The organism is Rhodoferax lithotrophicus, assembly GCF_019973615.1.
GTDB classification, from domain to species: domain Bacteria; phylum Pseudomonadota; class Gammaproteobacteria; order Burkholderiales; family Burkholderiaceae_C; genus Rhodoferax; species Rhodoferax lithotrophicus.
The window spans coordinates 456704-470229 of the sequence record NZ_AP024238.1 but is presented as its reverse complement, the minus strand read 5'-3'; the positions used below and the strand labels follow the sequence as shown (position 1 = coordinate 470229).

The following is a 13526-nucleotide window of genomic DNA, read 5'->3' as shown; positions in this document are numbered from 1 at the left end:
ATTTAAAGTTTACCTTCCCGTTCAAGCTTGCCCCAAGTCATCGTCGCCCCACGCCATTCTTCAATAGAGGCAAATGCCTTCGAAATATCTGTAATATTGATATAGAAAACCCTGAACAATACAGCATAAAGAATTAAGGCCGGATCTTCCTCCTCAATAACAACACAGTATGCTGCTGCGACCACGTCGAGCACTGTCAATTGCAACCACCAATAGAACAATAAAACAGCTAACCCGAACTGGAAACTTACATAAATAAAAAACAAATTGCCCAGAATGGTTGAGAAAGGCCAGACGATACCTTCAAACAGCATGTACCACAAAATGTAAAAATTCACCCCCGTTTTTCTAGGGTTCCAAAGTGCATGGCTGTGCTTTTTGGTTGCCTGCAAAATGCCACGCGTCCAGCGATACCGTTGTTTGAGCAAATCCAACAAACCACTGGGGGTTTCTACCCAGGCTATCGCAAGTGGCTCGTACGCGATATGCCAGCCTTTCATAAGCATTTTGAGCGTTAAATCACAATCCTCCGCAAAGGTGTCATGATCGTATCCACCGACTTGCTGCAACACCGATTTGCGAAACATCCCCAATGGTCCAGGAATGATGTTCACAGAGCGCAAAAAACTCTGCGCTTTACGAGCCATCGCCAAACCTTCTACGTATTCAAGCGATTGAATATTCGTCCATACATTTTCCCGATTAACAACCTTGACATTGCCTGCCACTGCACCAATGGACGGATTATCAAAATGCGGAACACAAACGCGCAAAGTATTGCGAGACAGTTTGGTATCGCCGTCCATATTCAAAACAAACTCACCACGAGCCAAGGTCATGCCGGTGTTAAGTGCTTCTGCTTTACCTGCATTTTTTTTGGTCACGACACGAATAGAAACCTCAAGACTTTCCCGGGCAACGATCATGGCTTTTTCATATGTGTCATCAGTAGACCCATCATCAACCACAATCACTTCGTAGTTAGGGTAATCCAAATCGATCAATGCGCGCAAGGCGGGTTGAATCACTACACCTTCATTAAATGCAGGAACAACAATCGTCACCATGGGCAAGGATCGTTCCTCTGAAAGCCGGGGCGGTGTGTATGCCCGCTTTTTGTATAACGACTCAATATGGTCAAAAAATGAGTACATGATCAAAACGCCATACCGAATGACCAGTAACACCAAGAAAAACAGCAAATAGCCTGCAATGGCAGTCAGAACATAACTTTCCAGCAACGCACTGAAAGAGCCCTCTTGCTCTCGAACCGTCTGATAACTGAGAGCCAACGCCCAAAACAGTCCTACGGTAACGAGGACTGCCAATATGAATCTGAAATAACGCTTCAGTTCCAAAGTTTCTCCAAGTTGACATTCAAGGAACGCGCCCGGTAAGTGGCATTGTCACGCCAACTGGCCATTGACCATAAATTCATCCCTAGAGCAATATCATTGGTCAACCAATGTTTACCGCCAGCAGAAACACTCCAACTACTTCCTGCATCACCAAACAAAGGAGCGCCTAGCTGAGCCGATGCAAAAAAGCTCCAGTCCGCATCACTCCACTCACCCATCAAACCGGCATAAATACTCCCTGATCCCTGTGCTGGCGACCAGTACGTGCTCACGTTTTTTTGGGCAGACCTTGTTTCCACACCTGCAAAAGGCTTGAAGTGACTGCCAAAGGGTCGCCAAGCAGAATTAAAATCCAGCCCGGTAGTCAGAATTACATTACCGTCCGAAACACCGTAATAATTGACTCGCCCTGTCAAACTGCCCATCGTAAAAGATTGCATGATTTCTGCACTCAGATAACTGGCGGAAAGGCCCTGTCGCTCAGCAATAGGATTTGCCACTGCCTTGCCCCAATTGATTCGGCCAGCACCGAGCGTCACAAGATCATCCAGCAACTTGATTTTGGCGGTGCCATACAGTGACGGATTCAAACGCGTGGGCATGTTCAGTTCCAAACTTGGCTTGAGAGGCAACGCCAAACCCTGGTAGCGCAGCGTCAAATCGCGCTGAGCCTCCGCATCAGTTGGCATCCAATCATAAAAGCCGCTGCTTTCAACTTCAAAAATATTTGCACCAGTCTGATCTCTCCAGCGATGATTGACTGCGCCAAGTCTACGCTTCAGATTTGACGAGTCCTCTGATACACCTGCAGTCAACGTAGTGCGTGGACTCAGCTCGCGCTTGGCCAAGGCAAGCCCCTCTTGCGCATCCATATTGGAGGCATCTTTTTCAAGAATACTTTGATACACCGGCTTCGCAAGATCATCCCGACCACGCCAACGGTTTATATTGGCCAGCCCCAAATTGGCTTGATTGGCATATGGCCCTTTGCTAATACCTTGGTACACCGGAACAGCCTCCTTAACGCGCCCCGTCCAAGCCAGACTGTTGGCAACAATCAGTTGCAATTCATCGTCAAGCTTTTCCGTGGCCATCAAGCTCACGCCTTCAGTTCCTGCAGTTTGGTAATCGCCTGCATTATTGAGATCCATGATGCGCTGCTGCACACGGCTTCTTGGCGGTGTGTTTTCTTTTTTCGTTGCATCCTCATCAACAGGAGCAATGTACTGGAATGGGGCAATGATGCCTCCGTCTGAAATTGAAGTCACTGCACTTCTGGACTCAGTGATCCCCCCCCCTGCAACCCCCATTGCTTGGGCGAAACTGAGTACCGGACACAAAATCGAAACAACAATAATGCATACATTTTTTTTCATTGAGGAAATACCAATGGTTTATTTTTTTTGCGCCGCACGTGTTGCCCTTGGTGCTTCATTTTTACCAAAAGCTGCCGCTGAAGAGACCACATCGTAATCAAACAAAGGTTCAACTGAATCAAGCCCAGCTGGAGCAGAAACCATCTTCAAAGAGGTATCCTTCTGCAGGGTAGGTTTTTTGAGCTGCGGAGAGTTTATAGTGACCGGGTTTCCACGGACTTGTGGCAACACCGCATGCTTGGCAAATGACTCGGAAAACAGCTTTGGCTTGACAATTACGGAGGCTTTTGGAGCAACCGCATGACCTGATGCGTCTTGGCTGCTCAGACCACTGTGAACCGACCCTGCGTCAATAACAGGCTCAATAGTTGCCGAAGACTCTGAAGTGTAGTCTGGTAGTAACTCAGTCGATGCGGAACGCGAGAGTGCGGCCAACTCTGCGTGTATTTCCTCTTGGGTGACCACGAACCTGACGTTTGAAAATGCTTCATCTACCGTCATACCGATCAAGCGCTCAATGGTCGACAAGACTGCCGTTTGTGGGCATGCATTTAAAAACACAAAACTGTCTTGTGTATCTACCGTAATCAGGTCACCCGAGCGGGAAATATGGTTGTTGATCACCAAATCATGCAAAGTGAGATTTTCAGCAGGTTGACCAATGATCAGAACACACGGCACATTGAGTGTTTCTGCACGATCAAGAATCAAAATCACTTCTCGCACAAAACGCGTGGGAGACAAATAACCGTGCAATTGCGTAGGCAAAACACTCGCCAGTGCAGCTTCAAAATTAATATCGACATCGCGGCTGAAAATTTGCCCCTTGAGCGACTCTAGCAATAAAGGCAGCCTACTCAGAGGCACATCCCGATTGATAACGAGATTCAAGCCCAATTTAAGAAGAAGTGCTTCATTCTGATAGCGAAGAGAAGCATCTTTTTCCTGCACCACAATGCGGGCATAACGGCCTAAGGACTGCCGCAAAGTATGCACGGTTTCAGCCAACTGCCGTAACTGCACCCCCTTATCAAACAACAAGATACAAGTTGCAGATCGAATATTCCGAGTGGCATGCATCATGCCAACCAAGGTATCCACACGCCGCCACTCGCCTTGGGCTTGTTTGGAGAAACTATCCAAACCGGGATCCATATAGAAAATTTGAGCGTCGCCTGCCTCAACATTCTCGAAAGCAGGTTCAACACTTTCCCCGCTGCTAAATACCTGGATATTTCCCGCCTCGTACAGCCCTGTCGGAAGTTGCTTCAAAGAAAAACTGCGCCCAGCCGTTGTCCCCTCATACGACTGCCAATAATCAAATGTCAACTCCAACCCATTTCGCGTGGCCCCCAAACGGGCAATACCTGTCAAATTGTCCATCAGCGCATTGATGGTGCTTGCATGTGCATCGGTGGTTCGAGTCAACACCAATAAAAATGTGATGTTATGAACTTGAGCCCACTTTTTCAACACTTCGACCTGATCCAAGGAGATAAGAACATCATGGAGTGCCAACAAGTCATCTGCCTGATCAAAAACGACAAAGCAGCCATCAGGAAAGACAAAGTGCTCAAGTTCCTTTACAAAAGCATCCGCTCCATGGCGAAACATTTTTTTCGAAAACTCATCTTGGATCGTGAACAACTGAAGCAACCCGTCATGAATAGACTGCAAAATATGCAAGTTGCCAAAGGACTGCAACCGATCAACCAGGGTTTCTGGATTTTGCTGCAACAGCAAACGGCAGTTCACCCCTCTGTCAAGACCATCGGCCAAGCTCGTCGCCAACAACGGGAACCGTGCAGAAGCAGTTTCAGCGATCAATAAATAGAGTCCACCGACGACCAAGTTGTCAGTCAAATCAGGTAGGCCTGGCAAACCCAACCTAGCATTTAAAGGGGCAATATTTGTTTGTTGCATAGTTTTGCGATTATTTCGAGCATATGATATTTCAAATCCGCACGTGCGCTGCCACAAACTTCTCTTGGAACGCGGTATAAATTAACGACAAAGCTTCTTCGTGAACATAAAACACAGCATCAACAATTTGTGAGCACACTATGCTTGTTACCTGTCGATTTGGCTGGAGGAGAGGTCACTGCCCATGACCGTTTGCAGCCTCATTTCATTGAGAAAGCCAGGGTTCATGCTATCAAATTAAGCATACATGTATGCAACAGCATCTTGGCAATCCATCAAAATGAGCGCCTACTCTAAGACCCTCCTATCACAAGATACAAGAGAACTTTATACTATATTATTTTTAATAAAATAAATAATAACTTCTTTCCGTCAAAAACCATAAAAATTTCAAAACATTCCATGAAAATTACTTTTGACATTTTGAAAAATATTTCTTTAATTGCACTTTTAACCTTATTTCAGGCGTGTAGTACTGCGCCTGAAAAAACCACTGTAACTACAACTAATACACCAGCAGTAGCCTTGCCAGATCACTTTTTTTTACCTCCTGACATTTTCAAGGCAACTGCTGGCAAAACTCCAGCTTCGACGACTCTTGCAACCAGCGCGAGTGAGTCCTTTGTCAGCACAAGATTCCTACCGACTGGAATGACACAGGATTCAATATTCAAACCACTGCTCAAACAAGTCATCCTGTACGCATCACCAACAAATAAAAAATTCTTGGCAACGGGTGGTGTAGATGCCCAAATCAACGTGCGTGTGTGGGAAATATTTTTACGCAAATACAAAATACCATTTCAGACCATCACTACAGTTGAGCAACTTGAAGCCAGTGTTCCAGGCGTCTTGGTATTACCAAGCAGCGTGGCACTGTCAAAAAGAGAAAAACAATCTATAACTAGGTTCCGCGCTCTCGGCGGTAGCATATTAGCCACCTGGCTTGTGGGTGTACGCGATGAAGCTGGTGCATGGCAAGGATTTGATTTCATGGAAAACACCTTGGACATTAAAGTCTTGGGCGATACCGAAAAAGAAGAAGAAGTCAATTTTTTAATGACCTATGGAGGCACCCCGATTGTTCATAGCTTGCCTGCCGGGCAAAGAGTTTGGCTTGAACGTGTCAAAGGCATCTACCCCTTACACCTCCAGAGCCAGCAGGCTTCAGCCAAAATTTTGGACTGGTCACGCATCAATGGCCTGGACCAACCGGGTCACAGCATCGTCTTCAATGAAAAAGCCTTGCCTTCAGGTACTCTTTCCAGAGTTGTTGCCGTAGGTTACCCGGAGCGTCTTTGGCGCTCCGCTGATCAAAAAGCGATGGAAGCCATTGCCCATAACTCATTGTTATGGTTGCTTAGATTGCCGGATGTCTATCTGGGATCATGGCCACATCCTTATAGCAACGCACTCACAGTTGCAGTAGATGTTATTGATGTCGCCGATGATGTTGATTTGAAATTTTTTGATGCAATGGCTAAAGCCAAGGTACATATCACTTATTTTGTTTTGTCATCAGTTGCCGCGAAATCCGCAGCAACCCTCAAAATCCTACAAAGCAAGGGAAATGAAATTGCCTACCTAGGGGATCGATTTGAAGGCTTTAAAGGCCAATCATCAGAAATGCAGGCAGAGCGACTTAAAAAACTGCTACAGGAGATGCGTGATGCTGGTTTTACGCTTCCTGCCAACGCTGGATTTCATGCTCCCATTGAATCGCAAGATGCAAGTACCGAGAAATTACTCACCAATTTAGGGTTTTCTTATTTTGTTTCGTTCATGGATAGGACCGATGTCAGAGAGCCTTTCCTACCACCAACGACCAAAGAAGTGGCTAATGCGGCAACATCACTTATTGTTTTGCCCCGTACGATCACGCCACCAGAGGATGCCATGGAGCAAAACCCAGACAATGGATTGAAGCAATTCTTGACTGAATTTGACCTCTCAACCGAGGCCGGTGCGCTGTCGATCATTCGATTTCCGAATCAGAGTTTGCTCGCCCCCGAAGAACTGGATGAAATTACAACCAAGTTTGCCAACCCTTCCAAAAAAATATGGTCAGCCACAGCAGGTGAAGTCGTGGATTGGTGGCGCGAGCGTCAGCACCTTCACATCGATCTGGATACTAAAGCGGGCATACCTCGTTTAACCGTGAATATCACCGGAGTGGAACCACTCCGCCATTCCGCATCTGTTTTGATAAACTTACCCTATCCAAATGACTCATTACGTTTGATACCTGATGGAAATGATTTGAAGGATGTTTCAATTACTCCAACCGATCCATGGCGCGCAGCAGTTAAATTAGAAAATATTAAACCAGGAAAATACAGCTGGCTTCTTCGTTTTGATCATGCAAAATGATCATCTAAACGATAAATATTAAAATTAATAAATATTTTCAATATATGTCAAAATTTAAATATATAGCCCAATTCGCTCTGACTTTCTTTTTTTATTCGATAGCTCAAGCTCAATCCACAGGCTTGCTGTATGACCCGGAACCACCGGTTGATTCAGCCTATGTGCGCGTTTTGGTTCCCGCAGACAACAACTCAAAAATGGCTGTCCATGTCGATGGTAAGGTCCGGGTGCCGTCCGTTACAGCAGGACAAGTTTCTGACTATATGGTTGTCGAATCAGGCAAACATACCCTCTCATTACATTCCCCTGGCAAAGCACAAGCCGCTCTGATGATGTCTTTGGATGTCACCCAGGGTGCGGCTTTAACAGTTGCTTTTACGTCTTCCCAACCAGCATCCAAACCTGTTGTTTTTGAAGACAAAAAAGGCACCAATAAACTAAAGTCCATGCTGTCAGTTTATCAATTGGCGCTTCAGAATACCTCTATGGACATCACCACCAGCAACGGTAAAACGAAAGTTTTTACCGGGATGGCGTATGGAACAATGAATGCCATTCAAGTCAATCCCATCAAAGTTGAATTAAAAGCCAGTAAAACGGGTGAAACAAGCGCCTTGGCTTTGGCGACACTGGATATGACTCAAGGAGCTGCATACAGTATTTTTTTACTACCAAAATCTGGCACCAACGTTTCAAGCTATGTCATTCAAAACAAGATTGAACGCTATACCGGAAAATAATTCTATTCCTCATACTGGAGTATTCATATGAAAAATTTGATTAAATCTGCATTTATTGCAAGTTCCATGTTCTGCATAGTCGCACAGGCGGCAGATTCACCAACCATCATTGGGAAAAATGATTGGCTTTTTATCCACTATGAATTTGCCCAACCGTCAGACAGTGAAGACACACAAGCGACGATCCAAACGCTGATCAAGGCAAATAAACTTTTTGAAAAAAAAGGCATTACGCTGGCATTGGTACTGGTTCCTTCCAAAATCACCATTAACTACGATCAACTGCCTGATGGCTTAGGTCTGGACAGTTACACCTCTGGTAAATATGAGTCAGCAGTGAAGTCCTTACGCGCATCAGGCGTGAATGTGGTGAGCTTAAAACAAGCTTTTTTAAATAGCCCAAACCGCAACAGTGATACCCCTCTGTTCCTTCGACTCGATACACACTGGTCTTTCACCGGTGCATTACTAGCAGCCGAGACCATCCAGTCAGAATTCACCAACAATCCCCAACTCAAATCAGCCCTGGCTAAAACGCCTGAAGAAAAATACACCCTGACCTGGGCAACCAACAAGGTGAAAGTTCGCACCCGCGATTTGGTCAAATTGCTGCCCAAGGGGGCCCCGACCTACCCACCCGAAGAAATGTTGAAATTTAATGTCAATAGACTATCTGAATCCAATGCAGGATTACTCGGAAGTGGTGACACCACCGCAATCACGGTGATTGGTAGCAGCTACACCAATAAAAATACGGGCTATCCAGATGCGATTCGTTACACATTGCAAAGAAATCTTCTCGATATTTCGATTCCGGTAGATCAAGGTCCATGGGTAGGAATGGATGCCTATTTGCGCGATGATGCCTTCAAATCCAATCCGCCCAAAGTCATTATCTGGGAAATTCCTGAACGTGAATTACGGTCACCACCAAACTACAAATACAGAGATACTCGATACATTATTGACAACAATGAGTGGGTTTCAAAAATAGAGGCCTCACTCAAATAAAATTAATAATTTATTCGCACAATATCCACCAAGCACAAGTAAATTACCAATGAAAACCAAATTAGCCAAATATTTATTTGTGCTTTATTTATCTGTATTTTTATCAGAACCAGTATGGTCAGCTGAACCAGCTACGGCATTGATAGGAAAAGACGAATGGCTTTTTTATCGTTATGAAATCGCCACATCGAACGATGACGCGCCCATCAATCAATCCATCAACCTTATTGGTAAATTCAGCAAAATTCTGAGCGACCATGGAACCAGCTTGCTGGTGGCCATGGTACCCATCAAGATGCGTATTTATTCTGAGTATTTACCTGATGAGGTCAAAATCGATGAGTACATGGCTGGTCATTACAAGCAATTACTTGGAGCACTGAATTCCGGCGGGGTTTCAACCGTTGATTTAAACACTGCATTCATGAATGATGCCCATCGAAAAAGTGATACGCCCCTGTTTTTTCGACTGGACTCTCACTGGACTCCAACCGGAGCGATGACGGCAGCACAAGCCATCAAGGAAGAAGTAGGACGTAGTCCCGTTCTGCAAAAACTTGTCGACTCCACGCCCGCGGTGGCATACAGCATCAAAATTGCCAATCGCAAACGTGCATCCAAAGGCCGGGACCTGGTGAATCAACTTCCGGAAAATTCACCTGTTTTCGCGCCGGAAATGGTGGCTCAAGTGAACGTAGTTCGTGCACCCTCTGCCCAAGCTGATTTATTAGGCGCACAAGCGGAGCCACAGATCGCACTGATGGGCAGCAGCTATTCCAAAGATTGGACTGGTTTTTCTGATGCGCTTCGCTTTGTTTTCCAGCGCGATGTAACCAGTGTGGCCGTCAGTGCCGATCAAGGATCATGGGTGGGCATGGAAAGCTACCTGCGTGATGAAGCCTTCCAAACCAATCCGCCCAGACTCTTGATTTGGGAGTTGCCAGAGCGCGACATGAAGGCCCCACCCGATTACAAGTTTCGTGAAACCCGTTACGTGATGAATAACGAGGAATGGCTGAAACGTGTCTCAGCCCTGGTGGCATCGAGCAAATTTCGCAAGCCTTAACGCGCCAGCTCTATTGCATTCAAAATTTATAGCTACTCACGCTTTAATTTAAAGGCCTAGAGCCCAATTTCATTCTAAATCATGACCTTTCCAAACGCTTTTGAAAACCTGAATATTGTGGCGCAGCAAGCTTTGCTCCCGCCCAGTACCCTGCACGATGCAGTGCCAGCGACAGTCCGCGCCAGCCAAACCGTCAGTCACGCGCGCAACACCGTGACAAACATCCTCACAGGGCAGGACAAACGCCTGTTGGTCGTGGTGGGGCCCTGCTCAATACATGACATTTCTGCGGCCAAAGACTATGCACAACGACTCAAAGCCTTGGCAGATGAACTCCAAGACCAGCTGTTTATTGTGATGCGGGTGTACTTTGAAAAACCGCGAACAACCGTTGGCTGGAAGGGTTTGATCAACGACCCACGCATGGACGACAGCTTTCATATTGAAGAAGGTCTTCATATTGCTCGCAAGCTTCTGGTCGACCTGAACGACATGGGCTTACCCTGTGGCACAGAAGCGCTTGATCCGATCACACCCCAATATTTGGGTGACCTGATTGCCTGGAGCGCCATTGGTGCACGCACCACAGAGAGTCAAACCCACCGTGAAATGGCCAGCGGCTTATCCAGCCCTGTTGGCTTCAAAAATGGTACCGATGGCAATTTGGATGTCGCCCTGAACGCCATGCTCTCGGCAGCCCAACCACATACCTTTTTGGGCATCAACGGTGATGGACAGGTGGCCTTGACCCAAACCCGTGGCAATACCTACGGTCACTTGATCTTGCGAGGCGGTACGCAGCCTAATTACGATTCGGTGGCTGTGGCCGAAGCCGAGGCCGAACTCACCAAAGCCAAACTTCCCGTCAACATTGTGGTGGACTGCAGCCATGGCAACTCGCGTAAAAACCATGCGCTGCAAAGCCTGGTACTCAAAGACGTGGTGGGGCAAATCGTAGATGGCAACCAGTCCATCAAAGGGGTGATGCTCGAATCCAACTTGTTTGAAGGCAACCAGAAACTTGGTCAACCGCAGGACCTGCGTTATGGCGTGTCTATCACCGATGCGTGCTTAGGTTGGGATGCAACAGCCAGTGGTCTGCGTGAAGCAGCTCTGCGGCTCAAAACCCGTGCCCGTTGAATGACAAATGGCCTTCAGAAGAAGCCCACACGGAGCTGAGTCACACGCAGTCCGTCCGATAGCGGCTTCTCGAAGCCGGAAAACCCTCATGGAAACATGATTCCGTTTTCAGCTACTCCGAACTTTGCTGCAGCGCCCACATCTGTGCATAGCGGCCGTTGGCAGCCAGTAGTTCGGCGTGGGAGCCACGCTCCAGAATGTGGCCAGCCTCCATCACCAGAATTTCGTGCGCATCCACCACTGTCGACAGGCGGTGGGCAATGACCAGAGTGGTTTTGTTTTGCGCCACGCTTTGTAATTCGGCCTGGATGGCACGCTCATTGGCACTGTCCAGCGCACTGGTGGCTTCGTCAAAAATCAGAATCGGTGGATTTTTCAGCAGGGTGCGGGCAATGGCCACACGCTGTTTTTCTCCGCCCGAGAGTTTCAGCCCACGCTCGCCGACCATGGTGTCGTAGCCTTTGGGCGTAGCGGTAATGAAGTTGTGGATGTGGGCCGACTGGGCTGCCTCCACCACCTGTTCGCGTGTGGCCCCAGGCTTGCCATAGGCAATGTTGTATTCCACCGTGTCGTTGAACAGCACCGTATCTTGCGGCACGATGCCAATCGCCTGGCGCACACTGGCCTGCGTGACCTGTTTGATGTCTTGCCCGGCAATCAGGATCTGGCCGCTTTGCACGTCGTAAAAACGAAACAGCAGCCGTGCCAGAGTCGACTTGCCCGAGCCGGACGGACCGACCACCGCCACGGTTTTGCCCGCCGGGATGTCAAAGCTGATGTCATGCAGGATCGGACGCGCGGGGTCATAGGCAAACTGAACATTTCTGAAGCTCACACTGGCATGGCCTGGGTTGGCCTTCAGCGTGATGGCGCTTTGATCCACCAGGGCCAGCGGCAGCGCACCGGGCAGATCGGCAATTTCGCGTTCACGCTCCATCAACGTGAACATTTTCTCCAAGTCGGTCAGGCCCTGCTTGATCTCGCGGTACAACACGCCCAGAAACCCAAGTGGAATATAGAGCTGAATCATGAAGGCATTGACCATCACCAAATCACCCAATGTCATTCTGCCATCCACAACACCCTGAGTGGCACGCCACAGCATAAGCACCAACCCCGCAGCAATAATCAACTGCTGGCCGGTGTTGAGGAGACTTAACGTGGTCTGGCTTTTGAGTGCAGCCTTGCGGTAACGCTCCAAATTGTCGTCATACCGCTTGGCTTCAAACTCTTCGTTGTTGAAATATTTGACGGTCTCGTAATTCAGCAGCGAGTCAATGGCGCGACTGTGTGCGGTGCTATCCAGATCGTTCATCTGCTTTCTGAACTGGGTTCGCCATTCAGTCACCACAATGGTGAAGAGGATGTAGAGAATAAGGGCCGCGATGGTGATCCAGGCAAACCAGGCATCAAACTTGACCGCCAGAACACCCAGCACCAGCGTCACCTCAATCAACGTCGGGAAAATGCTGTACAAAGAGTAACTGATAAGTGAATGCACGGCTCGCGTGCCGCGCTCAATGTCACGCGTCATCCCCCCAGTCTGGCGCTCCAGGTGAAAGCGCAAACTCAATGCATGCAAATGACGAAACACCTGCAGACTGATGGAACGAGATGCGCCTTCGGTGGCTTTGGCAAAAATCAACTCTCGCAGCTCGGCGAACAGCGTGGTTGACAAGCGCAACAGACCATAGGCCACCAGCAAACCCAACGGCACAATCAACAAAGCCTCGGCACCCACACCTGCCTTGGGATTCATGGTGTCCACCAATTCCTTGAGCAGCAGTGGAACGCCCACGTTGGCCAGCTTGGCACCCACCATAAAAACCAGTGCGGCAATGACACGCCATTTGTATTGCCACAGATACGGAAACAAGCGCTGTAACGTGGCCCAATCCGAACGTGGAACCAAGGCAGTTGGACCACTCACAGATGAAGAACTGGCACTGGTTCCGCTATGGGAGGAGGATGAATGACGGCGCATAGGGGACAATCTGAAAAAACAACCCTAGGATTGTGCCCATGTCTATAAACCCCTTTGATACGCAGCCCGAAACATCGCTTCCGTCTGTAACAACGGCCAAAACTGACCGCAAAAGCAGCGCACAGCAAGTACAACTACCGACCGATGAAGAATTAGTGCTGAAGGTGATTCCGCTACCGCGTGACTGCAACGCCAACGGCGACATATTTGGTGGCTGGGTCATGGCCCAGGTGGACTTGGCTGGTGCCGTGATTCCAGCACGCTACACCCAAGGACGCATGGCCACCGTGGCGGTCAACGAATTTATTTTCAAACAACCCGTACGCGTGGGCGATATTTTGAGCTTTTACAGCAAGCTGGTACGTATTGGCCGCACCTCCATCACGGTCAAGGTGGAGGTTTACGCCGAACACTTCAGGCTGCAGGGTAAATACACCAAAGTAACCGAAGCCTCGCTCACCTACGTGGCCATTGATGATCAGGGTCACCCGCGTGAAGTTCCCAAACCAGCGGATAGTTGAAGCGTCAAGGAAGCCTCAAGGACGTGATGAAAAAGAA

General features: G+C 48.1%; 10 protein-coding genes. 6 read left to right on the top strand and 4 right to left on the bottom strand.

Going from position 1 to position 13526, the window contains the following annotated elements; genetic code table 11:
• Nucleotides 1–2 precede the first annotated feature (2 nt).
• The 3 genes from LDN84_RS02140 to LDN84_RS02130 are packed head-to-tail and all read right to left on the bottom strand — an operon-like array spanning nucleotide 3 to nucleotide 4657.
• On the bottom strand, nucleotides 3–1358 hold the full coding sequence (locus LDN84_RS02140) for a glycosyltransferase family 2 protein (protein WP_223907502.1): 1356 nt from the start codon (nucleotides 1356–1358) through the stop codon (nucleotides 3–5).
• Nucleotides 1349–2734 (bottom strand): tetratricopeptide repeat protein, encoded by a 1386-nt coding sequence (locus tag LDN84_RS02135; protein ID WP_223907499.1) that lies wholly within the window; start codon nucleotides 2732–2734, stop codon nucleotides 1349–1351. Before LDN84_RS02135 ends, LDN84_RS02140 begins: the two co-directional genes overlap by 10 nt.
• A gap of 18 nt (nucleotides 2735–2752) precedes the next feature.
• Nucleotides 2753–4657, bottom strand: coding sequence for a BcsE family c-di-GMP-binding protein (locus LDN84_RS02130; RefSeq protein WP_223907496.1), 1905 nt, complete (start codon nucleotides 4655–4657; stop codon nucleotides 2753–2755).
• Between the two features lie 402 nt (nucleotides 4658–5059).
• Between LDN84_RS02130 and LDN84_RS02125 the strand changes: the two genes are divergently transcribed.
• The 5 genes from LDN84_RS02125 (at nucleotide 5060) to LDN84_RS02105 (ending at nucleotide 10984) form a co-directional block, all read left to right on the top strand.
• Nucleotides 5060–7027, top strand: a complete 1968-nt coding sequence (locus tag LDN84_RS02125; RefSeq protein ID WP_223907493.1) for a polysaccharide deacetylase family protein — start codon at nucleotides 5060–5062, stop codon at nucleotides 7025–7027.
• A gap of 44 nt (nucleotides 7028–7071) precedes the next feature.
• Nucleotides 7072–7767 carry an alginate O-acetyltransferase AlgF gene (locus LDN84_RS02120; protein WP_223907490.1) on the top strand — a complete coding sequence of 232 codons (696 nt, stop codon included), beginning with the start codon at nucleotides 7072–7074 and terminating at the stop codon, nucleotides 7765–7767.
• A gap of 27 nt (nucleotides 7768–7794) precedes the next feature.
• Nucleotides 7795–8778: an alginate O-acetyltransferase AlgX-related protein gene (locus LDN84_RS02115; RefSeq protein WP_223907487.1), complete on the top strand. Its 984-nt coding sequence runs from the start codon at nucleotides 7795–7797 to the stop codon at nucleotides 8776–8778.
• A 49-nt stretch (nucleotides 8779–8827) separates the two neighbouring features.
• The gene (locus LDN84_RS02110) at nucleotides 8828–9844 is read left to right on the top strand and encodes an alginate O-acetyltransferase AlgX-related protein (protein ID WP_223907485.1); all 1017 of its coding nucleotides are present in this window, start codon (nucleotides 8828–8830) and stop codon (nucleotides 9842–9844) included.
• Nucleotides 9845–9925: 81 nt separating this feature from the next.
• Nucleotides 9926–10984: a 3-deoxy-7-phosphoheptulonate synthase gene (locus LDN84_RS02105; protein ID WP_223907482.1), complete on the top strand. Its 1059-nt coding sequence runs from the start codon at nucleotides 9926–9928 to the stop codon at nucleotides 10982–10984.
• Nucleotides 10985–11096: 112 nt separating this feature from the next.
• Here the strand turns inward: LDN84_RS02105 and LDN84_RS02100 are convergent, their stop codons facing one another.
• Nucleotides 11097–12968 carry an ABCB family ABC transporter ATP-binding protein/permease gene (locus LDN84_RS02100; RefSeq protein ID WP_223907479.1) on the bottom strand — a complete coding sequence of 624 codons (1872 nt, stop codon included), beginning with the start codon at nucleotides 12966–12968 and terminating at the stop codon, nucleotides 11097–11099.
• A 38-nt stretch (nucleotides 12969–13006) separates the two neighbouring features.
• On the opposite strand from LDN84_RS02100, the gene LDN84_RS02095 reads away from it, so the two are divergent.
• On the top strand, nucleotides 13007–13489 hold the full coding sequence (locus LDN84_RS02095) for an acyl-CoA thioesterase (protein WP_223907476.1): 483 nt from the start codon (nucleotides 13007–13009) through the stop codon (nucleotides 13487–13489).
• The last annotated feature ends 37 nt before the right edge of the window (nucleotides 13490–13526 follow it).

Coding starts and splice junctions, on each gene's coding strand:
- LDN84_RS02135 (WP_223907499.1), bottom strand. CDS start 2,734: ATGAAAAAAAATGTATGCATTATTGTTGTTTCGATTTTGTGTCCGGTA.
- LDN84_RS02130 (WP_223907496.1), bottom strand. CDS start 4,657: ATGCAACAAACAAATATTGCCCCTTTAAATGCTAGGTTGGGTTTGCCA.
- LDN84_RS02125 (WP_223907493.1), top strand. CDS start 5,060: ATGAAAATTACTTTTGACATTTTGAAAAATATTTCTTTAATTGCACTT.
- LDN84_RS02120 (WP_223907490.1), top strand. CDS start 7,072: ATGTCAAAATTTAAATATATAGCCCAATTCGCTCTGACTTTCTTTTTT.
- LDN84_RS02115 (WP_223907487.1), top strand. CDS start 7,795: ATGAAAAATTTGATTAAATCTGCATTTATTGCAAGTTCCATGTTCTGC.
- LDN84_RS02110 (WP_223907485.1), top strand. CDS start 8,828: ATGAAAACCAAATTAGCCAAATATTTATTTGTGCTTTATTTATCTGTA.
- LDN84_RS02105 (WP_223907482.1), top strand. CDS start 9,926: ATGACCTTTCCAAACGCTTTTGAAAACCTGAATATTGTGGCGCAGCAA.
- LDN84_RS02100 (WP_223907479.1), bottom strand. CDS start 12,968: ATGCGCCGTCATTCATCCTCCTCCCATAGCGGAACCAGTGCCAGTTCT.
- LDN84_RS02095 (WP_223907476.1), top strand. CDS start 13,007: ATGTCTATAAACCCCTTTGATACGCAGCCCGAAACATCGCTTCCGTCT.